This is a genomic window from Runella sp. R5_40, from assembly GCF_057652295.1.
Genome location: NZ_JBYFCH010000001.1, coordinates 595,465 through 618,914 on the forward strand (window position 1 = coordinate 595,465; position 23,450 = coordinate 618,914).

Sequence of the window (23,450 nt, forward strand, 5' to 3'; positions counted from 1 at the left end):
TTTAGATAACTTTTTCGGTGAGGTGGGTAATCATTTCTTTCGTCATTTTGGGCAAATCGAAGCGGGGTTTCCAGCCCCAATCGCGCCGCGCGACCGAATCATCAATGGTTTTGGGCCACGAATCGGCAATCGCTTGACGGAAATCGGGTTTGTAGTCAACCTGAAAATCAGGAAAATACGTCTGAATAGAAGCGGCTACTTGGGCGGGGGTAAAGCTCATTCCCGCCAAATTGTACGACGTCCGTACCGTGATGGCCGCTTCGGGCGCTTCCATCAGTTCCAACGTAGCGCGGAGGGCATCGTCCATGTAAATCATGGGCAACAACGTGTCGGCGGCTAAAAAACACTCGAAGCGGTTGCCTTGAATGGCTTCGTGGTAAATGGCAACGGCGTAGTCGGTAGTGCCTCCTCCTGGCATGGATTGGTAGCTAATGACGCCTGGGTAGCGCAACGAGCGAACATCGAGGCCATAGCGTTTGTGGTAATAAACCGACCAGTTTTCGGCGGCCACTTTGCTGATGCCATACACCGTCGAGGGGTCGAGAAGGGCCGATTGAGGCGTTTCGTACTTGGGGGCTTGCGTGCCAAAAGCCGCAATAGAACTCGGCACAAATACTTTGTTGACTTGGTGGAGGCGAGCTACTTCCAGCACGTTGAGCAGGGTTTGCATGTTGAGGTTCCACGCCCAAAGCGGGTCGGCCTCGCCTTTGGCCGAAAGAATCGCCGCCAAATGATAGATTTGAGTAACGCGGTAACGCTGCACAACGCTGGCGAGCATCGTGGCGTCGGTGGCGTCTAGGCGTTCAAAAATCGCTTGTTGGTTTTCTCCCGCTCGGAGGTCGCTTGCGATGACATTCTCCCAGCCGTAGAGGCGTTGTAAATGAGGCAACAATGCCGTTCCAATCTGACCATTTGCGCCAATCACTAAAATCGTTTCCTGTTTCATAACTGTGGCGTTTTAGCTGATTTTTAACTTTTGATGAAGTATAATTAACGGCACAAAGTTATACAGACACTACTATTGACGTATATATTCCAATAAAATCCATTAATTTTACTGAATATTATTATTTTTAAAGAAAATTTCGCTAAACAGGATTTAATTGAGATAGGATAAAAAGAAAATTTTATGGCACTCGAATCGCTCGATGATATTGACAAAAAACTTCTACGGCTTTTGCAGGCCGACGCCAAGCTCACAACCAAAGAATTGGCCGCCCGATTGGGCCTTACCTTGTCGCCCGTTTATGAACGAATCAGGCGTTTGGAGCAGCTTGGGTTTATCAAACAGTACGTGGCTATTTTGGACAAAGACTTGCTCGGGCAGCCGATTACCATCTTTTGCCAAGTATCAATGCGCTACCACGACAAGGCGTTTATTGAGAGTTTTGAAGAAGAAATTCAAAAATTAGAAGAAGTACAGGAATGTTACCACATGGCGGGGCAAGTGGATTTCTTGTTAAAAATCAACGTAGGGAGTTTGGACGAATACCATAACTTTGTCCGAAACAAATTATCAAAAATTGAAAATATAGGTACGCTCAATAGTACCTTTTCACTTAAAGTCATCAAGCACAGTTGGAGTTATACGGTGAAGTAACTTCACACTAAAAAACAACGTATGAACATGAAACGATTAGTCAAACCATTTCTATACGCCACGGTAGTAATGCTGATGAGCGTGAGTTGCGAACGAAAAGACCCCTGCAACGACGGCTCTTGCTGCGGTTCCACTGGCCAAAAACTAAGCTACATCAAAACTGTAGAAAATGCACGGGCTGATGTAGGTTTTAGCGGTTTAATTATTGAAAATGTAGAAGGTGAACCTCTAATTTGTTATCAGCAACAATCTCTGTATGACGGTAAGTTACAACAAAGCTATAATTTTTATACAGGAAATCCTCAGCCCTTCAAATACCGAGTTTGGGGGAGATTGTATAGTTGTGATAGCTGTCCTAGTGCTGTAATAGGGACATTGAAATATTTCCATATTGACAAAATTGAGAAAGTCAACTAAATCTTCAAAACCGTGAAATAGTACCCAATCCCCCCTTTAACTTATCTAGTATGTAAGAAAACTAATTACCACTCACAATCAAACACTTAGCTTTTTATATACTTACACAATTACCGTTTACTAAATCATTAAAAAAAACAATATTTACTTTAAAAACATAGTACGTACCTTTGGCCATCCATCCACCCTTTTACACGCTGCTGCCTATGAAACATCCCTCATTCTAGTAACAAAAAATTTCACACTAAAAAAACAACGTATGAACATGAAACGATTAGTTATTCCCTCCTTAGGGGCTAAGGGGCTCCTCTACGCCGCCGCTGTGCTACTCCTGACAGAAGGCTGCTTTTCCAGCCCCTTTAAAAGCCGAACAACCACCGTCTTTGGTACAGTGACCGATAACGATACTAAATTGCCTGTAGATAGTGTGCAAATTATGATTACTGGAGGAAAAGGGGGAGTTGCTTCTAATGCCGATGAACTCAAGATAATTTATACTGATAAACAAGGCTACTACTATACCACGATTGATGTTCCTAATAGTTATCACAAAATAACTGTACTAAATAGGTATTTTGATAAATTAAAGTACACTTTGAAATACCGTGGTTATTTTTCTTACAAAGACCGCAATCGAATAGATTATTGTTGTCCTGCAGAAATTGGTTCAAAAACGCAGTACGATTTCATGATGCTTCCCAAATAAAATCAAATTTTAAATTTCAATGTTATGAAAAAAGTATTTAAAAATTCATTGCGAGTTGTTAATACCCTTCTCCTTATTGGGCTGTCTTTTATATCTATGGTGTCAGCTTCGGCTCAAAAAGACAAAGATACCTACCAAAAGCAGATAGACGAGCATATCAATTGATCATTCACCCTTTTACACGCTGCTGCCTATGAAACACCCTTCATTCTAGTAACAAAAAATTTCACACTAAAAAAATAACGTATGAACATGAAACGATTAGTCAAACCATTTTTATACGCCACGGCAGTGATGCTCGTGAGCGTGAGTTGCGAACGAAAAGACCCCTGCGACGACGGCTCTTGTTGTGGCCCATCTCCGCAAAAATTGGTTTTTATTAGATCATTAGATAATGTCAAGGCGGATGTTCAACAGCCGGCAGGTTTACTGATTGAAAATTTTGGTTATGCTGGATTTTGTGTGCTGCAAAGCGATTTGCCACACATAGAAAATTTGGAGTCAACCTATATTGATGGGCAACCCCAGCTTTTCAAATACCGTGTTTGGGGTAAAGTGTTTGAATGCATCAACTGCCCTGTTATCGCGGTTGGCATGCATGTATATTATGTTCAAATTCACAAAATCGAGAAAGTCAACTAAATCTTCAAAACCGTAAAATAGTGCCCAACACTCCCTTTAACTTATCTAGCATGTAAGAAAACTAATTACCCCTCACAGCCAAATACTTATCTTTTTATATACTTACACAATTACCGTTTATTAAATCATTAAAAAAATAATATTGACTTTAAAAACATAGTACGTACCTTTGGCCATCCATCCACCCTTTTACATGCTGCTGCCTATGAAACACCCTTCATTCTAGTAACAAAAAATTCACACTAAAAAACAACGTATGAACATGAAACGATTAGTCAAACCATTTTTATACGCCGCTGCTGTGCTGCTGATGAGCGTGAGTTGTAAGAAGGAAGACCCCGAGCCTGATTGTGGGTGTGACTCCCCCGTTATAAGGGAAATTCGAGATGTACCAGTACAGTTCTTAGGCGATTTTGTATTTTTTGTAAATCGCGACCCTAATTATGTAAGTTACTTTGCGAGTGCTTGTGACAGAACACTTCTAAATGGTTTGGCGGCCTCTCCTCCTGATACTGGTAATTATCAGATAAGTGGATTACTTAAAGCTCCCTGTCTCCCAGATGGAATACAGCCTATTATTCCTTCCTTCCATATTGAATTAACGGCTATTCGTAGCTATCCTTAATTTTTGTTTCACTTATAAATTTCACTGAGATGTCCACATATTTCAACATAAAATACTTATATTCAATATGTTATTTTCTTTTATTTTCAGGGTTTCTATATGCTAAGAAAGCTAAGTATGAGCCTGTGTATTTAAAAGATAAGAACTTAAAACTTCAGGCCGATGCTCAACGATTGACCAATGAAGGTTGGATAGAATTCAAAAAAGAAGCCCGAATTTAGGTTCAGATTGCGCGCCCAATATCTTATGAATTGTACCCCAATCCAACTGGAAGAAAAGTAACTGTTCAGTACTTCCGTCCGAATGGAGACTCCAAAAGAAATCATCCCGAGGAAGTTTTCGATTATTAAATAATATTTTTAGTTTACATAAAAAAGACGATTCTTTTGAGGAATCGCCTTTTCATATAGCCATTATAATAGTTATTTTTTTACTCTACCACAATACGCTTCACAGTACCGTCTTCGTTCTGAACAACACTAATAAAATAAGTACCCTTCACGTTTTTCCCCAAATCCAATTGACCTACGTAATCGCCCGTAAAATCTTTCACTTCTTTTTTAGCGATTTGTTTGCCTTTGGTGTCAGTTACCGAGATGGTCACGTCGCCTTTAGCGGGGGCGTAAAAACGAACGTTCAATTCATTTTTTTCGGGGTTATTAGGATACGCCTCTAGGCCACGGATGGAAGCAGGTTTTCCTGCACCGCTGATGTTGATGTCGCCGTGCCAAAACTCCTTGAATTTGGGTTCAAAATCGCGGCTCCATTCTTCCATGTTACGCTCTAGTTTACGCATCTGAGGCTCAATCCGCTTTTCAACCCGCTGCATACGGTCGGCAAAGGCTTCGTCGTCAAACTTAAACTCGTACGTACGTTCGCTTTTGCGATCACCATTGCGCTCGCGTCGGTCAGACGGCTGCTCGTAGCGATAAATTTGCACGTCGCGTTTGCGGCCATCTTTTGGGATAACGGTAATCTGTTCTTGGTTGCCCCAACGCTCTCTGTCACGTAACACGCTCGAACCCTCCTCAATTTCAACGCTTAAACGGCGATTAGCGGCGGCTTTGCTGTCGTTGCGAAGCGAATCCATGATGGTTTTCACTTTCTTCTCACGTTCTTCTTCCGAAAGACCGTTGTACGTATAAGTCCGCTCAAACGTTTCTACTTTACCGTCTTTCTCCTCCGACATCCGCACGCGAATCGTCACTTTGTCTTTGTCGGCGGCTTTTTCTTCTTTCTTAACGTCTTGCGACATTGCCGTAGTGGCTACTCCCAGCCCTACTACCAGCGCAAAAAAAGTCATGTTTGTTTTCATAGGATTGCTTGGTTGTTAATTGGTGAATTGGCTCCGAAAGTTCGGCAACTTTCAGACGTTGACCGTGTTAAAGTTTCTTAAAATGTGTTAAAGGGTTGACCGAATTGCGTTATTTTGAATGCACAATCGACGGATACGTTTAGAAGGTCGGGGTTGGGAAACGAAACGTTGCATGAGTTGGAAAAAAAATGATGACGAAACAAAAAATACGCTTATTGATTTCTCTGATGGGGCTGGCGGCGCTCAGTCTGATGGGGTTTCAATGGTATTGGATTACGAGTGCGTTGGCGTTGCGCAATGAGCAGTTTGAGCTCAAAGTCTCGGATGCGTTGCAGGATGTCGTCCGTAAATTGGAAAAACAGGAAATCATTTATTTGATTCGACAACGCGAGGAAATCGAACAGCAGCAGCGTAAACTGGAAGCGCTGAATAAGAACCGTTTGGCCCAAAAAACCCAAACACCCAAGCACCGACTGCCCGACGAATACACGGCCTCGGCGGGGCGAGATGGCAACCTGACGGGCACCAACCCGACCGACGCACTGACGCCGCGCAATCGGTCGATGACTGATTTTCAGGCCAATCTTATCAATGAAATTTTACGACAACGCAACGACGAATTGCCGCATATTGAGCGGTTTTTGCGGATTCACGCCGAACAAGAACGAATGTTTGAAGCGTGGTTTGACCAAATGGGGCGGGTACTAATACCCGCTGATACGCTCGGCAATAGCTCGGTGATGATGACGGTGCGTTCGTCGGTGCAAAAAGCCCGTCACCCCCTCGAAAAAAGGGCAATACGTGACGAAAACGAGGCAAAATCAAAAACGCTGGCTTCGCAGACTGATTTGCTGAAAGATGTATTCAAAGACCTGCTGTTTAGCAAACGCCCGATGGAGCAGCGCGTAAACCGTTTGATGATTGATTCGTTGTTGAAAAAATCGTTGGCCGAACGCGGCATTGGGCTGCCTTATGAATTTGCGATTCAAAACAACAATCAGTCGAATGTGCTGTTCTCAACCGTTGCTTACCGCCCCGACACGACGGGGAGCGAGCTGTTTCGGGCGAGTTTATTTCCCAACGAAATCAATACGCTGCCGAGTCAGCTACTGGTTTATTTTCCCGAACGGCAAGCGTTTATTTTACAAAACATGAGCTTTACGCTGATTAGCTCCGCGTTGTTATTATTGGTGATTTTGGGATGTTTTTACGTGGCCGTGACGACCATTTTGAAGCAGAAAAAACTCTCGGATGTCAAAAATGATTTTATCAACAACATGACCCACGAGTTCAAAACACCGCTTTCGACGATTTCGTTGGCCGTGAGCATGGCCCGCGAACAAGTAGAAACGCCGCAAAGTGAAAAAGCCAAAATCCAGCGGTATTTGGGCATCATTCGAGACGAAACGCAGCGCTTAGGTGGGCACGTAGAGAAGGTATTACAAATGGCGCTCCTCGACCGTGGCGAAATCAAACTCAAACCTACCGAAGTAAACATCCATGACGTGATTGAAAAAGTGCTCAACAATTTGGGTGTACAATTAGAGCAACGAGAGGGCGAAATCGAACTGAGTTTTGAGGCCACCAACGAACTGGTAGAAGCCGACGAGCTGCACCTGACCAATATTTTGACCAACCTGCTGGATAACGCCAACAAGTACTCGCCCGAAGCGCCTCACATTGCTGTTGGCACCCACAACGACGATGATTTTGTCTATGTAAGCGTAAGCGACCAGGGGCGCGGAATGACCAAAGAGCAACAAACCAAAATTTTTGACCCTTTCTACCGCGTTCCGACGGGAAATATTCACGATGTAAAAGGCTTTGGCCTTGGCCTGAGCTACGTCAAAAAGATGGTGGAAGCGCACGGTGGAGCTATCGACGTGGAAAGTAAACTAGGAAAAGGAAGTACATTTACTGTAAAATTGCCATTGAAACATGACTAAACCACCCATCACCCGCATTCTTTTGGCCGAAGATGACCCGAATTTGGGGCAACTTTTACAAGAATACCTCATCAGTAAAGGCTATAAAACAGAATTAGCCACCGACGGGAATGCGGGGTTAAAGGCATTTTTAGACGGGACGTACGATTTATGTTTGTTTGATGTAATGATGCCCAAAAAAGACGGGTTTTCATTGGCCAAAGAAATTCGCCTGACCGACAAAGACGTGCCCATCATTTTTCTGACGGCCAAAAGCATGAAAGAAGATACGATTCAGGGTTTTAAAGTAGGCGCCGACGACTACATCACCAAGCCATTTAGTATGGAAGAATTGCTGCTTCGGATTCAGGCAGTACTGCGTCGTTATCAAAAAACAACTTTTACGTTGGAGGCTCAGCCGAGTGTGTTTCAACTGGGAAGTTATACGTTCGACGCAGACCATCAATTACTCACGAGAAACGGCGTTCCTCAGAAGCTGACTAGCAAAGAATCGGGTTTATTGAAGTTGTTTTGCGAAAATAAAAACCAACCCATCAACCGCAGTTTTGCGTTAAAATTGATTTGGGGAGATGATTCTTACTTCAATGCCCGAAGCATGGATGTCTATATTACCAAGCTACGAAAATACCTCAAAGACGACCCTGCGCTTCAAATTATGAACCTCCACGGCGAAGGGTTTAAGTTGCTGGAAGATGTATAAGGTTTTAGACCTATAAGGTTTCAAAAACCTTATAGGTCTGGTCTGGTTTGTAACTTCATGCAGAGCAACAAGTCTAAACCCTAAAACTTATATGAAAGGATTAGGGTTATTTGAGCCAGATAAATTTTATCATTTGGTAAATCACGCTGTTGGCAGCGAGAATCTTTTTCGATGTACCGATAACTACTATTATTTTCTAAATCGGTATGCCTATCACACGCAGGAGGTATTAAAGACGTATGCGTACTGCCTAATGCCCAATCATTTCCATTTATTAGTTCGTGTATGCTCTTGGGACGAACTTGAAAAAACCCCGAAATTTAAAGGCGACGTACACAAATTTGTAATGCAAAAAATAAGTAATTGGCTCAATGGGTATGCGAGAGCATACAATATTAAATACGAAAGGAAGGGCGCTCTTTTTATCGATTACACCAAACGATTTGAAGTAGATAATGAGGAGTACTTTACCGCGGCAGTGAATTATATTCATCAAAACCCCGTCAATCATGGATTTGTATCACATCCTTATGACTGGGAGCATTCTTCGTACCATGCTTTTCTCTCGCAAAAGAGCACAAAACTAAAGCGCGATGAAGTAGTAGAGTGGTTTGGAGGGACAAACGAATTTCAGAAGTTTCATCAAATGAATAAAGGTAACCTAGATGATCTTATAGAGGGGTTTTAGCCTTATTAGTTTTCGTCTTTAGGTAGGTTTACTTCGACTGGTAGGGGCCATACACCGCCTTGACACGAAACGATTCGGCGGTATCGTCCAGCACCATTATTTGGTACTTTTTGCCGCCTTTTTCGACCCGTATCACCACGTGTCCACCTTCGCTTTGGAGGCGAGGCAATAGGTCAGCAATGGCCGTTTTGGCTTCTGGAAGCAGGTTGGTCATAAATACATCGCGCGGGCCTTTGTAATACTCTTCCGAAAACATCCGCTCAAGCACATCCTTCCCTGGATGCGACGATGCCCAGCTCGGCACCACCATTACACGCGGCTGCAAACGGGTCAACAACGTCCCATTTTGGGAATCAGGATAACCGTGGTGGTCAACGAGTTGTACCTCTACTGGCCCTACCACTTGCGCAATCGGCGTTTCTACATCGTGCCACGCGGGTGCACCAAATCGAATCACCCCTTGTAAATCTCCCCCCGAGAAATAATCGAACTTCCCATAGCGAATCTGAAATACGGCACTGCACATATTTTCGTTGGGAAAATCAGCCGATTTTAGCGAAGGCAGCGGTGGAAAAAGCGGCGTCGTTTGATTACCTGACCCCGTCCACATTTCCCCATTAACGGCAATGTTTCGCACCTCAAAAGGGTATTTTTTGCTCTTCAAAAGCACAAGTTGGTCGTTACTTCCTGCCCGAAAACGCTCAATAGCCATCCCTTTGTGCTGCTGTTGCCATTGCAAAAACCGCCGATAATTACTCACCATCGAATCGGCCGTCATGGGAGTAGGATACGAGTAATCAGGCCAACCTCGGTCAATGATTTTTCGAATTGGAATTAGTTCTCCCACTTCTGTAATTCCAGCCAAGGTATATCCAGCACTCGATTGCTTGGCAACATTGAGAGGTGTGCCCATGTGGTCGTCGTGGAAATGAGAAATTAGGGCGTAGTCAATAGCGGGCGAGGTCTGGTGCGCCAATGCTTTCTGAACATAGCGCGCTATCCACTCCCCTGCCTGTCGTTCGTTGGAGGGTTTTGTTGGGATATTTCGGGGCTTATTCGTCCGCCAATCTCGCGAATTAATAGCGCCCGCATCCACCAGCAAGGTTGTTCCGTCGGGAAATACCAGCAGCGTAGCACTACCTTGTCCTGTGTTGATGTGGTGAATATCTAACCCACCTTCTTTCCACTTCGGCAATGGTTTTCCTACCTGCTGCGCCAAGGAGCAAAGGGAAAAAAGGCAAAGAACAAGGAGCAAAGCCAGCCGTGGGGAGGGTTGCTCACAACCAACGACTGCTGGGAATGTCGAGTGAAGACGGGGTCGCCCGAGCGATGCAGAATGTCGAATATATTGAGCGTAAATCATTTCCGTGGGGAGGGTTGCTCACAACCCGACGACTGCTGCGAACGTGCAGAATGTCGAATATATTGAGCGTAAATCATAATCCAATGAGTAATGAAACGAAAGAAAAAACCTAAACTGGAAACCGTAAACCCTAAGCTAAAAACACCTCTCACTTCACCAATCGTTTGCGCAACAAAAGGTACAATCCTAACGTCAGCAACCATTGTCCAATCATCAAGGGGAAATTGAGCTCGTTCATCATCCAAATGGTCGCCGTAGGAATAGAGCTACTCGGATAGCCCACGACCAAAAACGCGTACAAATTATTAGCCGCATGAACCCCCAAAGGCAATTCCAGACTTCGGTCATACACCGTAAGAAGGCCAAAAAACACCCCTACGCCAATGTAGTAAATCATGGCAATGCCCAATGAACCTGCCGCTTCTACTTCATCGTTGAAACTGTGCGCCAGTCCAAACAAGATAGCGGGAATGGTCACTCCTACCCAAAAATTCCAGGAACCAATGCCCTGCATCAAATACCCCCGAAAAAACAATTCCTCAAAAGAGGTTTGAAAAGGAATAAAAAGCAGCCCCACAATCAACGATGGCAAAAACTCCGACCAGTTGAGGCTTAAACGGTATTTATCAGGAAAAAGTAAATAAGTAACTAGCTCCACAGCTACTGAACAGCCAAGCCAGAGTCCACCCGACGCCGCCACGCGTTTCCAGTTGACTTGCCCCGACGGGACAATCATCGTAAACGGTGAGCGCTTGTGAATGTACTGTACACAAAACCAAAGTGTACCCAAGGCTACGACGAAGGAGAGAAAAACCAACGCCATCACCAAGTAAATAGGCAAAGATAGCTCGTTTGAGCGCAATTCGACCATTGCCCAAGCGCCTGGGATAGACCCAACGACGTTGGCAATAACTACCAGCAAAAAAAACGCTACGTAAAGGCCAAGGCGGTTGTCGCCTTGCTTGGAAGCGTCAATAAAGGAGTTGGGTTGAAGGGGAAGCATAGGGGTATTTGCAGTAATTTAAGACATTTTGTCATTAATAAAAAATGAAAATTTCGCCAATTGCGACATTTTGTCATTAAAATTATCAAAAAAATCGCGTGGTACAGGATTTGACCTTAGTAAGGCGTTGATGCAGTAAAAAAAGTCAATAACTAGCACAACTCAATTACAAACAACATAAAAACTTAAAACTACTAGCAACCATGGCAACTTTAGTAAAAACCAACGGCAACTTCCCCACTTTGTTCGGCAACGTATTCGGAAAAGATTTTAACGAGCTTTTTGCTCCCGCTAACTTGACAAACTACGGTGTCCCTGCCGTAAACATCGTTGAAGGCGAAAGCGGATTCCGTCTTGAGGTAGCTGCTCCAGGTTTGAAGAAGGAAGATTTTAAAATCAACTTGGAAAATAATGTGCTGAGCATTTCGGCTCAAAAAGAGCAAAAAACCGAAGAAAACACCGAAAAATATACGCGCAAAGAGTTTAGCTTTAACAGCTTCCGCCGCTCTTTCACGTTGCCGAATACCATCGACGGCGAGAAAATCGTAGCTACTTATACCGACGGGGTGTTGAACGTAGAGCTTCCTAAAAAAGAAGAAGCGAAGAAAACTCCTCGCTTGATTGAAATTGCGTAAGTACGTTTGTAGGTTGGGGTCGAATGTATATCGCGGTACTCATACCGCGATACACAAATTAGAATGTGCGTCGGGGTACTCATACCCCGACGTTTTTTTTATAACAAGACTATATCGTTGGCGTTGGCGACTTCAAAGTTTTGGGTACGTAGATTTTGGACAATCACCACAGAAGATTCACGGGCTTTGGCCACTGCTACCAAATTCCCTTCCGAATTAAGCAACTCCACCACTTCGCCCGCTTCAAAATCGCCCGCTACGTTTTTAATCCCAACGGCCAAAAGGCTTTTCCGATTTTGAAGGGCTTGAGCAGCGCCATCGTCGATGGTAATACGGCCCGCCACCAAACTCCCACTGCCCAACCAGCGATTACGCGCCGAAAGGCTATTGTCTTGAGGAGCAAAAACGGTTCCTGTTTCTTCACGAATCGCGTGCAAAATGCCATCGGGTTCGTTCATTCCAAAAATAATGGTACGAATACCCATACGCGTCGCCAACTTGGCAAACGTCAGTTTCGACGTCATCCCTCCTAAGCCTACACTTGATTTATCGCTTCGCACAAACTGAAACACGTCATTGACCTGCGACACGCGCGGAATCACTTGGCCTTTATCATCCAGCAAACCTCCTACCGACGTACAAAGCATCAGGGTATCTGCCCCAAACCCTACGGCGATAAGCGTCGCGAGTTCGTCATTGTCCGAAAATTTTAACTCGTGGCTACTGACCACGTCGTTTTCGTTGACGATTGGAATGATGCCGTTTTCCCACAGTTCTTGAAAGGTATCTTTCATTTGTAAAAACTGGTCGCGGTTGGCAAAGTGTCCGCGTTCGCACAGGCTTTGCGCTACGGGAATATCATAAGGCGAGAAAAACTGCGCGTATTTGTTCAACAACAATAAGTTACCGATGGCCGCTGCCGCTTTGCGTTGGGTGATTTCTCCCGCGTAACTGCGGATGTATTGTTTCCCCGCCGCCACGGCTCCCGACGACACAATAACGACGTGGTAGTCGGTGTATAACTGCGCTACTTGGCGGGCAATTTCCACCATCACAAGCTGATTGAGTTCTCCGTTCGCTTTGGTGATGGCTGCACTTCCGAATTTTAAAACTAAGATGGGCTTTGACATACAACTCGTAATCTTTGCCGCAAAGGTACAAAGGCTGACCCAAAGAGTACACTGCCACTGCTATAATTAGCAATTATCGAATTACTTCATTAGAATCCCCCCTTCTCCCCCTTTTTTCAAATACTACTTCCATTCCTTAAAACACATCAGTTCATTGTGAAGAAAATCTGGTCTATTCTTTTGCTTCTCGTCTGTACATACCACACGTATGCCCAAAAGCCCAACATCATTGTTATTTTGACCGACGATATGGGAGTTGGTGACCTCGCTTGCTACGGTGGCAAGGTACTCCCGACCCCACACTTAGACAACTTAGCGCGAAACAGTATTCAGTTTACCAACTATTACAGTGCATCTCCTATTTGCTCTCCGTCACGTACGGGCATTCTTACAGGTTCGCACCCCGCCAAATGGAAGATTACGAGCTTTTTACAGACAAAAAAAGGGAATGCTGAATGCCAACAAGCCGATTTTTTGACCCTTGAAGCGCCCTCTATTGCTAAGATTTTACAAAAAAGTGGTTATAAAACGGGGCATTTTGGCAAATGGCACATGGGAGGAGGAAGAGATGTAAAAAATGCTCCAACCATCCCTCAATATGGTTTTGACGAATGGAGTAGCACCTGGGAAAGCCCCAATCCCGACCCAATAATAACCTCTACCAACTGGATTTGGGCTGATTCTGACAGCGTGAAGCGTTGGAGTCGGACGGCCTATTTTGTTGATAAAACGTTGGCATTTTTACAAAAACACAAGGGCCAACCTTGTTTTATCAATCTTTGGCCTGATGATGTTCATACGCCTTGGGTACCATTTAAAGATGACGTGGCCAAATACCCAGACGGCCCTGCCGACGAGCGCAATTTCAAGGCTGTCATGGAGGTATATGACCGCGAAATTGGCCGACTTATGGAAGGGTTAAAAAAATTGGGTATTGATCAAAACACCCTCGTTATTTTCACAAGCGACAACGGCGCATTACCTACCTTCGATGGCGCACGTTCGGTCAATTTCAGGGGCTCAAAACTTTCTCTGTACGAAGGAGGCATTCGAATGCCGTTTCTTGTGCACTATCCCGCTAAAATCAAGAAAGGCAAAGTGGATTCCTTGTCGGTGCTTCATGCCAACGATTTATTTCCCTCTCTTTGCGCTTTGGCTGGGGTAAAAACCGACGCTAAAGTTGATGGCAAAGACAAGCTAAAAACCTTGCTTGGTCAACCCTCCAAAGAAGCACGCACGCTATTCTGGGAATATGGCCGCAACGAAACGTCTTTTCGGTATCCCGAAGGGAAAGACCGTAGTCCTCAGTTAGCGGTGCGAGAAGGAAATTGGAAACTATTGATGAATGCCAACGGCAGTGACGTCCAGCTCTATAACCTTAAAACAGATAGTGCTGAACGCCAAAACGTAGCAGCAGAAAACCAAACCATCACCGAACCGTTAAAAAACAAACTCTTGCAATGGTGGGGGGCTTTGCCTCGTTAATGCTCAATCGTCAATTCATCTTTTACCTTCCCATCTGGGTCGAGGCAACGATACACGAGGCGGTTGCCGTCGATGCGGATGTGCTGATACACAGGGCCGCTTTGAAAACGCGCCGCTGCATAGGGCTCCTCGGGCCATTCTTTGTGCTGGCTTGGAATGCTAATGGAAATGGTATAAATCGTCCCGTTTTTTGGGGTTTCTACTATTTTTTCTGCCTTCATAGGCTTGCTGCGCATGTAATAATGCACGTGCCCGCTCATGACCATGTCCACGTGGTAACGGTCAAAAAGAACGCCCCACTCTTTGCGGATTTGCGAATAGTCTTCTTCAAAATTATACGGCGGAAAATGCAGCATCACAAACTTCCATTTGGCTTTTGAATTGGCCAATTGCTGTTCTATCCAAGCCGTTTGTTCGTGGTTCAAAAACGTCCCGTCAATCATCACAAAAAGGGCATTTTGGTACTCAAACGAATACGTGCGCTCTTTGGGCAACTGCGCAGGCCCGTTGGTAGGCAAGCTAAAAAGTTGTTGGTACATCGCTGCCCCAAGGCCGTCTTGGCTATCGTGGTTGCCTGGAATGGGCATCAGCGGTTTGTAACTCAAAACATTGCCTGAATGATGAAAAAACTCGTCCCATTCGTCGCGGTTCAGGCCCGTACTGACCAAATCTCCGATGATAGAATAAAACGAAATTTCGGGGTGGCGGGCTAACGTTTTTTGCGCCATTGCTCCCCAATCGGGCGACTTGTGGGTATCGCCAAACCAAATGAACGAAAAGCCTTCGGGTGTCGCAGCTTGGGTTTTAAACGACGCTACATCCGACCAGCCACCGCTCGCCGAACCTACGCGATAGTGATACGTAGTGGCGGGTTGCAATCCTTTCAAATGCGCCGAAAAATGATTGATGTAACGGTCGTTGCGAAGAAGTCGGTCTTCAATCGTTATCATTGAGGCTTCTGTCCGCAGCGTATCTGTTGTTTGGGCTTTCCAGTAAATTACTTGCCCTTTTGTTACGTTAGGTCGCGTGCGCCACTGCACGTCCATCGTCGTTTTGGGATCGCCGCTGAGGTTGAGCACTACTTGGTCAGGATGCGACTGCGACGGGTAAGGCGTCTGTCGAAATGCGTTTTTTAAATGGGCTTCCCGCGCCCGTCCCCGAATCGTCGTAAAGAGTATTTGGCCTTTCAATGCTTCAGGGACTTCTTCCAGTACCAAATCGTCCCAATCGTGGTAAGTAAACGCGCCTACTTTCATTTCGTGGAACTGTTGATTGGCTGGCGATACCCGCGAAATCTTTACTTTCTCACCCTTTTTTTGGGGACCGACACTGATAAAATAGACTGGACGGTGTTTATCAAATCCGTTTATTCCCAACTGAACAGTTCCCTTGTTAAACTTCTTTTGCCAAACTTCGTAGGTATATTCTTCGTTTTTGACTTGCATGGTAGTTTTTTGGAAACCACTTTTTGCCAACCAAAACGGAGGAACTTTCTGGGCTTGGTCGCGCATGAGCGAAACCACCACGGGCACGTTTACCTCAAACGTCCAATAGCGCGTCGCTAAAATTTGGCGTTCTTTTGCCGACAAAAAATCAAGAATGTATTCGTCCGAAATTGTGTCTAACTGAGCGGGAGTCAATTGTTGGTACAAGCGCGTCACCGCGCCGTCGAGTACTTCTTTGACCGTGGTTTGGGCTTGGAGTTTGAACGTAAAAAAAGCAAGAAAAACGAATGGTGTGAGAAAACGTAATCGCATAAAAATCAATTAATTAAAACTTATCTATATCTTCCCGAAAGTTACCACCTTCCCGAAAGTTTAAAACTTTCGGGAAGGTAATAGTTCCTACTTCGCAGGATACTGCTTTTCGAGCCAAGCAACGATTTTTGAAAACACATCTACCGCCGCCGATGCACTCATCCCGTGTTTTTCTTTTGGGTAAAGCTCTAACTGAGAAAGTGTTCCCAGCGATTGTAGTTTTTTATGGAGATTTTCGGCCTGACTGACATTTACCAACGGGTCTTCAACCCCGTGGAAAGAAATGGTAGGCACCGATGTTTCTTTGGTCAAATGTAATAACGGACTTGCATCAACGCAGATTTGGGCTTTGTGGTCGGGTGTTCCCAGAAAGCGAATGACGGTATTGTCGGCATCGCTGCCGTCGGGACGGATGGTTTTGTCCGTCAAGTCGGTAGGCCCCCACAAATTGACGACGGTTTTTACCTGTTTTTTCGCGTCGTGTTTGTAAGCGTACAGCATTGCCAAATGCGCCCCTGCGCTGCCGCCCATGAGGGCAAATTCGTTGCCGTTAAAACCGTACCGTTTTGCCTTGCTCGACAAAAATTCAAGTGCTTTTTTGACATCTTCAATTTGAGCAGGGAAAAGGTTTTGACCCTCTTTTACCAAACGATAATTGATAGAAACCACCATGTAACCCCGATTCCCGACCAACTCTTCAATCAACTGTTTGGGAAACTCGCTTTTATCTCCTCGGCTCCACGACCCTCCGTGAATATAGACAATCAGCTTGGTGTTGCTGTTGTGATTATCGGGATAAAACGCATCAAGCAAATTCTGTTTTCCTTCAGCATCACCATACGCCACATCCAACAGCGACTGATAGCTTGGTTTCTTGGGCAACGAGGCCGCATTTTGGCTCAGTCCATTTCGCCAGCCGTTGGCATTTAAGTACTTTACCAATGCTTCGGGCTGGTCGGTTTGAATGCCATTGACGCCTTTCTGAAGCGCATTGTTCCATGCTTCGGGGCCTTCCGAAGGGCTTTGAACATCTAACCAAACGCTCACGCCCTCACTTTGGGCGGCTTGCACCATTTCTTTGTCATAGATGTTATCAAGCGCCTCGATTTTGACTTGTCCCAGAAAATACCGCAGTTGGTCTTTGTTTTTCACCTCGTCAAACAAGCTCGTCATCAACGGCATTTGGGGAGCCACGCTTCGCCATTTTTTGTAGTCGGGGACTTTGTTCAAATAGACCACTATTTGATTTTCCATTCCCTCCGCCTGAATCTGTTTCCAGGTTTCGGCTACGTCCGCATTTTTAAAATCGAGGTAGATATGAATGCGGTTTTTGCACAAACGCAACACCTCCCGAAACTCAGGGATTCGGTAGGCCGTTGGGTCGTCGGCTTTGGGATTTTTGAGTTGAAGCGATTGAAGTTCGGCCCACGTTTTGTCCGATACGTTGCCTTTTCCATTGGTCATGCGGTCAACGGTGGCATCGTGGTGAATCATCAAAATACCATCTTTGCTCGTCCGTAGGTCAATTTCAACGTAATCAGCGCCGCTTTTGATGGCTTCTTCGTAAGACGCCAAGCTATTTTCGGGAACATTGACGTGGTTGCCTCGGTGAGCAATGACCACCAATTTATTCTTGGAGGTAGGAAGAACGGGAGCTGTTTGAGCAACTCCCGTAAAAATGCTAAGTAGCGCGATAAGCAGTGTTATCGCATACCTTTGGGCATATTTCATAGAAAAACGAATTAACTATCTCAGTTGAAAGGGCGTCTTTGCATCATGTTCTGACATGAGCTTATTGAAATACTCTTCCAGAATGACAGAGTACTCTGGAGCCATTTCAGTTGCTCCCAGTCCTACCAACAATTCGTCAAATTCCTCTTTCGATAGCTTGTTGCTTAATAGCTTATCGACTAGGTACTCTGGACGGGAGTGTTCCATGGTCATTTGTTTATACAGTATATCTAAAGTACGCCAAAGACTACCCAAAAGACTACTTTAAAGCACCTTTTTCTGGTCTGTCAGAAATACACGGGTACTTACCGTGTAGGTTCCTCCCTCTGGGTTTTTATATTTTAAGTCAACGTAAAACGCTTTGTAGCCGCTGCTTGGGTAGTTTTCTTTTAGCTTGATTTTTGACGTATTCGAGACTCCCAACGACTGACTTGTCCACTTCTCGTTTCTAAAATCTTTGTCTGCCGAAGTAGCCGACCATACAATCGCATCGACTAAACCATCACTTGCCGTATTTATACTCAATTTCACGCCTTTACGGCTCGACGACGCCTTCCATTTTGGGGTTGGATACGCACGGTTGTTGATGGTCGTTCCAAAAAAGGCGCTCAATGCTTCCAATGCTTGCGCTCCTCCACCCAAATCGTGCCCTGCGTTGGGTACGTAGTGAATCATGTTTTGTCCAGGAATCTGGTCATAGTAATGTTTGATGGCATCCACCGTCCAGTATTCGTCGTTGGTGCCAATGAAAATGATTTTGGGCACTGTCAACTTTGCACGGTACGAATACGGGTCAATCATCGTCGTAATGGCGGCTCCTTTGGGCGTATTGGCCGTTTGGGGAATCTCCAACTTTACGTAATCTTCGATTTGAACACTATACTCACCGTAGCTTTTGAGCTGATAATCAAGCGTTGCTGGCATGTTGAGCATGTCAATCACCATCGGCCCGATGGCCTTTACACGCGCATCGTCAATCGCTGCCGACAGCCACGTTGTCCATCCACGTTTTGAAGCGCCTGTCACTACAAAGCTATTAACCTCGTGGTTGAGTTTTTGTTTTGAAAATGCCTGCACGGCGTCCATGGTTTTTACCGCACTTTTCACCATCGGAAACAACAACGGCCAGGTATAATCGCCGTCCTTTTTGAAGTTGTGCAAGGTGTAAGAAATGAGCGCATCTTCGGTCAATTTGCCATAAAGTGGTTGGTTAGGCGCTTGTTTCAACAATACTACAATGGCTTTATTTTTGGAAGAAATCCCCGCCAGCGGCAACCAAAGCTTGTCTTTGGTACTCCAGTTGGGTTGCTCGTCTTTATTGGAACCACCCGTAATAAACAACAGCGCGCCATCGTGGGTATTTTCTTTGGGAACAAACACCGTAAGCTGGTGACGCCACGTAATTCCTCGCCATTTTTGGGAAGTCAAGAGAAGGTTATAGCCCGTCACGTCACCCATCGGAAACGAGTCTTTCAATTCCCACGTAAAGGTATCGTCACCGTTGTTGATGTAACTTTTTAGAGCAGTTTCGGGGGTAACGTTTGCTTGTTGGGCCCGAAGTAGCGGCGTAGCAACCCAAACGATGGCCGCTATCAAAAAGAGTTTAAAAAATGGCTTACGCATTATGATTGGAGTTAGAGAGTTTTAGGGTTATAAATGAATTTTTCGTTCTTTGAGCAATTTCAACAACAACTCGGGCTCGTCGGTTTGCACCACGTTTGCTCCGTGTTTGAGAAGCTGCCCCAGTGCCTCGTCAGTTTTGCCTGCCCGAAGCGCCGCATCCACGGGACCCAGTGCATTTATCCAAACCCGCGACGAATGTTTTTTGATGGTTCCCACCACTTCGGGGGTATAAAACGAGAAGTCGATGTGGACAATTTCGGGCTCAAACAACGCAATGGCCGAATCGGCTTCGGACAGCGAATGTGCCCGTGGCATCATCATGTAGCGTTTGTTTTTCTTGTCAACGTACTTCAGGATTTCGTAATCACTATCAAAGAAAATGACAATATCTTCGGTCTTGGTTTTTTGTATTACCTCCAAAACCGCGTCCATTTTGTCAGTTTTCAGGTCTAAATCGACTAAAATATGGCCTTTTGCCAACAAAAGCGCTTCTTCCAGCGTCGGAATTTTTTCAGTGGTTGCTTTGCCATTTTCAACCAAAAAAAGCTGATTAAGCTGCGCAAAAGTCATTTCTTCTAACTTTCCCTTGCCCGTTGTGGTGCGATTGACCGTCCCGTCGTGCATAATGACGGGTACACCGTCGGAAGTTACTTTTACGTCAATCTCCAAAATATCTACCCCTAGCCGTATCGCTTCTTTGATGGCGGGAATGGAGTTTTCGGGAAATTGGTTGTGCGCTGCTCGGTGCGAGGCCACCAGTACGGTAGTCGATTTTGGGTTCAAGAAATCTTTTTTGATGTCTTTGACGTTTCGTTGTCCCCAAGCCGTCCCTATCGACAACCCCATTATACTCCACCAGAGCCACTGTTTTTTCATCATTTTATCGTTCAATTATTGCGCCTTTGGACTCTCTTTGACGAGTTTTAAGGCTTGTTCCATGTAAATTTCGGCAGTCATTTCTCCCAAACTGGTTCGGCTCACGTACTCATAGCGTTTGAAACTATTGAAATCCACTTTGGTGAGCATGTACCCAAAGGCGTCGTTGGTAAGGCCAAACAAAAACGGCAATTTAGTATTCATGTTTCGCTTTAGGTAATAGCCAATGTTGGGCAAAGCTTCTCCTGGAATGGTCAGGATTTGGGCAGGGCCAATGTTCAATAAATTCACCTGCGTACTCACGCTGGCGTCTTTCGCGTTGGGGTGTTTGAGGGGTGAGTTTTTAAGAATATAGCGCATCAATTCAGACTCTACAGGAAACTCTACCGTGCGCGCCGTGCAGTATAGAGCAGCATTTTCGAGGGCAGGTGCGGGAGTAACAATACGCAGGGCTTCGTCGGCCAGCAGCTCGCCGATTCGGATACATTCTTCCCACGTATTGGCTTCGTTGTTCGACTCGCGACGGTTATCAGCCGTGACCATTCCTCCTTGGGCACTGTTCATAAACAAGGCTATTCCGCCCACTTTTGATTCGATACGATCGTACAACGGCCCGCACATATCGGGACTCATAATTCCTCTTCCTGACCCAATGATTTCGGGGTGGATGGCGTAGTTGACCAACGTTGCAATCGTTTTACCTTGTTTATTGGTCGCCTGAATCACGCCACAACGCGGGTCGTATAGCTGCGGAGCGTAATAATTGTACGCAATTTGGCCTTTGGCTTCCCCCACCGCAATTTTCAGCGTGGCAGGTTCCAATTTTGAAACTGCCTCATTGACGGCATCGGCGATTTTTTTGACACAATCGTCCAAGTACTTCAAATCGGCCGACGACTTGCCCGTCTGGTCAGGAAACGCGTACGCATCGGGGCCACTGTGGGTGTGGGTGCAGCCAATCAACACATTTTCGGGAGGAATGCCTTTGATGAGCGCCCGTGATTTATTGCCCAACACCGACGACCAGCCAAGGTTATCGACGCCCACAATTGCCACGCGCGTTCCCCCTTTTTCGAGTACCATCACGCGGGCAAATAAGTCACCTTTTTTCTCCGTGGTGGGCTTAGGCGTACCTATTCCTCCCGAGGCAGGAAGCAGTGGATTGGGCGTGATGACCCGCAACGCCGCTCCCACGCGCAGATCCTGCGCTATGCTCGCCACTGCCAACCAACTCCAAGCGATTACGCCAAGTATTATTCGTTTTTTCATGTTGTTTTCTGTTTGGGGTTTAAAGTTGCTTCTTCTTCGCTGGTCGGGTTGTGAGCAACCCTCCTCACTGTCATTCGACATTCGCAAACTCGTCGGGTTGTGAGCAACCCTCTGCACTGAATGAAGACAGCAGCCCTCCGCACTGAGTAAGCAACCTTCTCACTGAAACTCTCCTAAAGAGCATACGGTAAACTTACATTTGTGGACTATTGAATAAAGGTATGTGCAAAAAAAGGTGGAAAGTTTTCCACCTTTTTTTATTCTCTTCAACTCTTATTCTTACCAAGGTTTGCTTGTTCCTTGGGCTACCCAAGGCTTCGACCATGGGCTATTTTTACCATCTGCCGCCGAAAACTCGGTTTGTTCTAGTTTACTCATCGCACTTTCGGTATTCACCTTGTTCAAATTACGTTCGTCGAGCATGTAGAAAAACCGAACTGGCAATACTTTGCGCTTGGCTTGTGGCCCTGCTACCAACGCAGGAAACCCTGTTCTGCGGTAGTCAAACCATGCTTCTTGCGCCGCCGTCCAACTCGAAATCCATTTTTGCTCGATGATTTGTTTCAACGTGCCGTCGTATTTCACCCCATCTCCTGCAATGTAAGTAGCATAGCTGCTTCCTACGCCCCAAGTATCTAAAGAGGCTTTTACTCCTGCTTCATAATGCGTTTTGGCATCGCCTACCGCCCAGCCTTTCAGCGCAGCTTCGGCCAAAATAAACCGTATTTCGGCAGCCGACATCAAACGCGACTTCAAAAGTGTTCCTTTCGCTTGTTTGTAAATGTCGTTCAACCACGATACGTGCGGGTTATTGGCCGCTTGTTCGGCGGTTGGGCTGAGGTTGTAAGAAGCTCCCCCCACAATCGCCGTTGGAAGACCCACGTACTCGTTGGTATTATAGTCTTTTCCAGCCACTTTATCGGGCGACAAATAGCGTTTGCTACCGTCGATTTTGTCCGTTCCTTTGGGCAAAGACGGATCCACTACCAACTGAATTTTCACCTTATTGGCCCAAACTCCCAGGCGCGGGTCTTTGATTGCCAACAATCTATCTACAAACGTAGCCGCCATTTTGATACGACGGTAGTTACTTTCGCTGGCATCATAAATGGCGTTGGCAGGCCAAGAATCGTCGTTGCTATTTCCCGCAAAAGGCATGGCGCAGTCGTCAGCAATAGCCGTGATAATGGGGTACTGCGTCGCATTTCCTACAATTTTTTCAATACCTGCTTTGGCTACATCAGGTTTTTTGCTCGAAATACGCATGTAATAACGCAACGCCAAGGAGTTGGCTAACTTACGCCATTTGGCAGGCGCTCCCGCATAATAAACATCGGCTGTACCAACAGTTACGGGATAGTCTGTCGCATTTTTGGAGAGCAAGGTGTTTGCTTTCTCAAGGTCGGCCAAAATTCCCGTGTAAATCGCCTCTTGCGAATCGTACGAAGGGAACGTATTGGCAGCACCGCCATCGGCTCCTTTCAAAGCCGAAGTGTAAGGCGCATCCCCCCAAAGGTCGGTAATCAACCCAAACATCATAGATTTCATCACCAGCGCGATGCCTTGGTGCAACTCTGAGTTGGTAGCAATGGCACGGTCATAGACGTATTGGTTGTTACGCAAAATATCGTAGTAGCCCGCCCAGCTTTGGCTTCCGCCCCAATCGTACTCGTTGTGGCCGCTACTCCAGCCGTCTTTTTGGGTATGCTGCATCACGCCTGCAATGTCTTGGTAGCCCAAGTTGACAAACGCTTTTCCGCTTTCGGTCAAAACGGTTGATAACACCAAGTTTGGATTGGCATTAGCGGGGTTGACGCCGTTGGGGTTTTCGTTGAGTACAGTTAAATCTTTACAAGAAAATACCGTACAAGAAAACAAAAGCACCAAGCAAGTTGATTTAAAGTTCTTGATTTTCATTGCCTTACTATTGTTTATGTTT

General features: G+C 45.6%; 24 protein-coding genes. 12 read left to right on the forward strand and 12 right to left on the reverse strand.

Features of this window, described 5'->3' with window-relative positions:
* Position 1: 1 nt before the first annotated feature.
* Positions 2–946, reverse strand: a complete 945-nt coding sequence (locus tag AC23N5_RS02585) for an NAD-dependent epimerase/dehydratase family protein (RefSeq protein ID WP_183978138.1) — start codon at positions 944–946, stop codon at positions 2–4.
* Between the two features lie 183 nt (positions 947–1,129).
* Between AC23N5_RS02585 and AC23N5_RS02590 the strand changes: the two genes are divergently transcribed.
* The 6 genes from AC23N5_RS02590 (at position 1,130) to AC23N5_RS02615 (ending at position 3,990) form a co-directional block, all read left to right on the forward strand.
* Entirely contained in the window at positions 1,130–1,600 is a 471-nt protein-coding gene (locus AC23N5_RS02590) for an Lrp/AsnC family transcriptional regulator (protein WP_122932620.1), read from the forward strand.
* 27 nt (positions 1,601–1,627) lie between these two features.
* The gene (locus AC23N5_RS02595; RefSeq protein ID WP_487754371.1) at positions 1,628–2,017 is read left to right on the forward strand and encodes a hypothetical protein; all 390 of its coding nucleotides are present in this window, start codon (positions 1,628–1,630) and stop codon (positions 2,015–2,017) included.
* Between the two features lie 265 nt (positions 2,018–2,282).
* Complete coding sequence (locus AC23N5_RS02600; protein WP_487754372.1) at positions 2,283–2,723, forward strand: hypothetical protein; 441 nt, start codon at positions 2,283–2,285, stop codon at positions 2,721–2,723.
* Positions 2,724–2,747: 24 nt separating this feature from the next.
* Complete coding sequence (locus tag AC23N5_RS02605) at positions 2,748–2,888, forward strand: hypothetical protein (RefSeq protein ID WP_164490139.1); 141 nt, start codon at positions 2,748–2,750, stop codon at positions 2,886–2,888.
* Between the two features lie 87 nt (positions 2,889–2,975).
* Entirely contained in the window at positions 2,976–3,365 is a 390-nt protein-coding gene (locus tag AC23N5_RS02610; RefSeq protein ID WP_487754373.1) for a hypothetical protein, read from the forward strand.
* Between the two features lie 262 nt (positions 3,366–3,627).
* Positions 3,628–3,990, forward strand: coding sequence for a hypothetical protein (locus tag AC23N5_RS02615; RefSeq protein ID WP_487754374.1), 363 nt, complete (start codon positions 3,628–3,630; stop codon positions 3,988–3,990).
* Between the two features lie 430 nt (positions 3,991–4,420).
* On the opposite strand, the gene AC23N5_RS02620 is transcribed toward AC23N5_RS02615, so the two are convergent.
* Positions 4,421–5,305, reverse strand: a complete 885-nt coding sequence (locus AC23N5_RS02620; protein WP_183978130.1) for a T9SS type A sorting domain-containing protein — start codon at positions 5,303–5,305, stop codon at positions 4,421–4,423.
* A gap of 188 nt (positions 5,306–5,493) precedes the next feature.
* On the opposite strand from AC23N5_RS02620, the gene AC23N5_RS02625 reads away from it, so the two are divergent.
* The 3 genes from AC23N5_RS02625 (at position 5,494) to AC23N5_RS02635 (ending at position 8,639) form a co-directional block, all read left to right on the forward strand.
* On the forward strand, positions 5,494–7,251 hold the full coding sequence (locus AC23N5_RS02625; protein ID WP_487754375.1) for a sensor histidine kinase: 1,758 nt from the start codon (positions 5,494–5,496) through the stop codon (positions 7,249–7,251).
* Positions 7,252–7,258: 7 nt separating this feature from the next.
* Entirely contained in the window at positions 7,259–7,951 is a 693-nt protein-coding gene (locus AC23N5_RS02630; RefSeq protein ID WP_487754670.1) for a response regulator transcription factor, read from the forward strand.
* Between the two features lie 91 nt (positions 7,952–8,042).
* On the forward strand, positions 8,043–8,639 hold the full coding sequence (locus tag AC23N5_RS02635; protein ID WP_487754376.1) for a transposase: 597 nt from the start codon (positions 8,043–8,045) through the stop codon (positions 8,637–8,639).
* 28 nt (positions 8,640–8,667) lie between these two features.
* On the opposite strand, the gene AC23N5_RS02640 is transcribed toward AC23N5_RS02635, so the two are convergent.
* Entirely contained in the window at positions 8,668–9,834 is a 1,167-nt protein-coding gene (locus AC23N5_RS02640) for a ComEC/Rec2 family competence protein (protein WP_487754377.1), read from the reverse strand.
* Here AC23N5_RS02640 and AC23N5_RS02645 point away from each other — a divergent pair.
* Complete coding sequence (locus tag AC23N5_RS02645) at positions 9,834–10,115, forward strand: hypothetical protein (RefSeq protein ID WP_487754378.1); 282 nt, start codon at positions 9,834–9,836, stop codon at positions 10,113–10,115. The genes AC23N5_RS02640 and AC23N5_RS02645 overlap by 1 nt on opposite strands.
* A gap of 35 nt (positions 10,116–10,150) precedes the next feature.
* Here the strand turns inward: AC23N5_RS02645 and AC23N5_RS02650 are convergent, their stop codons facing one another.
* The gene (locus AC23N5_RS02650; RefSeq protein WP_487754379.1) at positions 10,151–11,005 is read right to left on the reverse strand and encodes a CPBP family intramembrane glutamic endopeptidase; all 855 of its coding nucleotides are present in this window, start codon (positions 11,003–11,005) and stop codon (positions 10,151–10,153) included.
* Positions 11,006–11,208: 203 nt separating this feature from the next.
* Here AC23N5_RS02650 and AC23N5_RS02655 point away from each other — a divergent pair, with 203 nt between their 5' ends.
* Positions 11,209–11,640: an Hsp20/alpha crystallin family protein gene (locus AC23N5_RS02655; protein ID WP_487754380.1), complete on the forward strand. Its 432-nt coding sequence runs from the start codon at positions 11,209–11,211 to the stop codon at positions 11,638–11,640.
* A gap of 98 nt (positions 11,641–11,738) precedes the next feature.
* Here the strand turns inward: AC23N5_RS02655 and proB are convergent, their stop codons facing one another.
* A complete protein-coding gene (proB, locus tag AC23N5_RS02660) occupies positions 11,739–12,770 on the reverse strand; it encodes a glutamate 5-kinase (protein ID WP_122932630.1) in 1,032 nt (343 codons plus the stop codon).
* Positions 12,771–12,926: 156 nt separating this feature from the next.
* Here proB and AC23N5_RS02665 point away from each other — a divergent pair, with 156 nt between their 5' ends.
* Positions 12,927–14,255: a sulfatase family protein gene (locus AC23N5_RS02665; protein WP_487754381.1), complete on the forward strand. Its 1,329-nt coding sequence runs from the start codon at positions 12,927–12,929 to the stop codon at positions 14,253–14,255.
* Here the strand turns inward: AC23N5_RS02665 and AC23N5_RS02670 are convergent.
* From AC23N5_RS02670 to AC23N5_RS02700, 7 genes are all read right to left on the reverse strand, one after another.
* Positions 14,252–16,012, reverse strand: coding sequence for a purple acid phosphatase family protein (locus AC23N5_RS02670; RefSeq protein WP_487754382.1), 1,761 nt, complete (start codon positions 16,010–16,012; stop codon positions 14,252–14,254). The genes AC23N5_RS02665 and AC23N5_RS02670 overlap by 4 nt on opposite strands.
* An 87-nt stretch (positions 16,013–16,099) precedes the next feature.
* A complete protein-coding gene (locus AC23N5_RS02675) occupies positions 16,100–17,743 on the reverse strand; it encodes a glycerophosphodiester phosphodiesterase family protein (RefSeq protein WP_487754383.1) in 1,644 nt (547 codons plus the stop codon).
* Between the two features lie 15 nt (positions 17,744–17,758).
* On the reverse strand, positions 17,759–17,950 hold the full coding sequence (locus tag AC23N5_RS02680; protein WP_183977410.1) for a hypothetical protein: 192 nt from the start codon (positions 17,948–17,950) through the stop codon (positions 17,759–17,761).
* Positions 17,951–18,007: 57 nt separating this feature from the next.
* Positions 18,008–19,366 (reverse strand): PhoPQ-activated pathogenicity-related family protein, encoded by a 1,359-nt coding sequence (locus tag AC23N5_RS02685; RefSeq protein ID WP_487754384.1) that lies wholly within the window; start codon positions 19,364–19,366, stop codon positions 18,008–18,010.
* A 27-nt stretch (positions 19,367–19,393) separates the two neighbouring features.
* Positions 19,394–20,245, reverse strand: coding sequence for a glycerophosphodiester phosphodiesterase family protein (locus AC23N5_RS02690; RefSeq protein ID WP_487754385.1), 852 nt, complete (start codon positions 20,243–20,245; stop codon positions 19,394–19,396).
* A 12-nt stretch (positions 20,246–20,257) separates the two neighbouring features.
* Positions 20,258–21,511 (reverse strand): hypothetical protein, encoded by a 1,254-nt coding sequence (locus AC23N5_RS02695; protein ID WP_487754386.1) that lies wholly within the window; start codon positions 21,509–21,511, stop codon positions 20,258–20,260.
* Between the two features lie 279 nt (positions 21,512–21,790).
* Positions 21,791–23,428 (reverse strand): SusD/RagB family nutrient-binding outer membrane lipoprotein, encoded by a 1,638-nt coding sequence (locus AC23N5_RS02700; RefSeq protein ID WP_183977417.1) that lies wholly within the window; start codon positions 23,426–23,428, stop codon positions 21,791–21,793.
* Between the last annotated feature and the right edge of the window lie 22 nt (positions 23,429–23,450).

Excerpts from the sequence above, each read along its gene's own strand:
- AC23N5_RS02585 (WP_183978138.1), bottom strand. The coding sequence starts at position 946 with ATGAAACAGGAAACGATTTTAGTGATTGGCGCAAATGGTCAGATTGGA.
- AC23N5_RS02590 (WP_122932620.1), top strand. The coding sequence starts at position 1,130 with ATGGCACTCGAATCGCTCGATGATATTGACAAAAAACTTCTACGGCTT.
- AC23N5_RS02595 (WP_487754371.1), top strand. The coding sequence starts at position 1,628 with ATGAAACGATTAGTCAAACCATTTCTATACGCCACGGTAGTAATGCTG.
- AC23N5_RS02600 (WP_487754372.1), top strand. The coding sequence starts at position 2,283 with ATGAAACGATTAGTTATTCCCTCCTTAGGGGCTAAGGGGCTCCTCTAC.
- AC23N5_RS02605 (WP_164490139.1), top strand. The coding sequence starts at position 2,748 with ATGAAAAAAGTATTTAAAAATTCATTGCGAGTTGTTAATACCCTTCTC.
- AC23N5_RS02610 (WP_487754373.1), top strand. The coding sequence starts at position 2,976 with ATGAAACGATTAGTCAAACCATTTTTATACGCCACGGCAGTGATGCTC.
- AC23N5_RS02615 (WP_487754374.1), top strand. The coding sequence starts at position 3,628 with ATGAAACGATTAGTCAAACCATTTTTATACGCCGCTGCTGTGCTGCTG.
- AC23N5_RS02620 (WP_183978130.1), bottom strand. The coding sequence starts at position 5,305 with ATGAAAACAAACATGACTTTTTTTGCGCTGGTAGTAGGGCTGGGAGTA.
- AC23N5_RS02625 (WP_487754375.1), top strand. The coding sequence starts at position 5,494 with ATGATGACGAAACAAAAAATACGCTTATTGATTTCTCTGATGGGGCTG.
- AC23N5_RS02635 (WP_487754376.1), top strand. The coding sequence starts at position 8,043 with ATGAAAGGATTAGGGTTATTTGAGCCAGATAAATTTTATCATTTGGTA.
- AC23N5_RS02645 (WP_487754378.1), top strand. The coding sequence starts at position 9,834 with ATGGTTTTCCTACCTGCTGCGCCAAGGAGCAAAGGGAAAAAAGGCAAA.
- AC23N5_RS02650 (WP_487754379.1), bottom strand. The coding sequence starts at position 11,005 with ATGCTTCCCCTTCAACCCAACTCCTTTATTGACGCTTCCAAGCAAGGC.
- AC23N5_RS02655 (WP_487754380.1), top strand. The coding sequence starts at position 11,209 with ATGGCAACTTTAGTAAAAACCAACGGCAACTTCCCCACTTTGTTCGGC.
- proB (WP_122932630.1), bottom strand. The coding sequence starts at position 12,770 with ATGTCAAAGCCCATCTTAGTTTTAAAATTCGGAAGTGCAGCCATCACC.
- AC23N5_RS02670 (WP_487754382.1), bottom strand. The coding sequence starts at position 16,012 with ATGCGATTACGTTTTCTCACACCATTCGTTTTTCTTGCTTTTTTTACG.
- AC23N5_RS02675 (WP_487754383.1), bottom strand. The coding sequence starts at position 17,743 with ATGAAATATGCCCAAAGGTATGCGATAACACTGCTTATCGCGCTACTT.
- AC23N5_RS02680 (WP_183977410.1), bottom strand. The coding sequence starts at position 17,950 with ATGGAACACTCCCGTCCAGAGTACCTAGTCGATAAGCTATTAAGCAAC.
- AC23N5_RS02685 (WP_487754384.1), bottom strand. The coding sequence starts at position 19,366 with ATGCGTAAGCCATTTTTTAAACTCTTTTTGATAGCGGCCATCGTTTGG.
- AC23N5_RS02690 (WP_487754385.1), bottom strand. The coding sequence starts at position 20,245 with ATGATGAAAAAACAGTGGCTCTGGTGGAGTATAATGGGGTTGTCGATA.
- AC23N5_RS02695 (WP_487754386.1), bottom strand. The coding sequence starts at position 21,511 with ATGAAAAAACGAATAATACTTGGCGTAATCGCTTGGAGTTGGTTGGCA.
- AC23N5_RS02700 (WP_183977417.1), bottom strand. The coding sequence starts at position 23,428 with ATGAAAATCAAGAACTTTAAATCAACTTGCTTGGTGCTTTTGTTTTCT.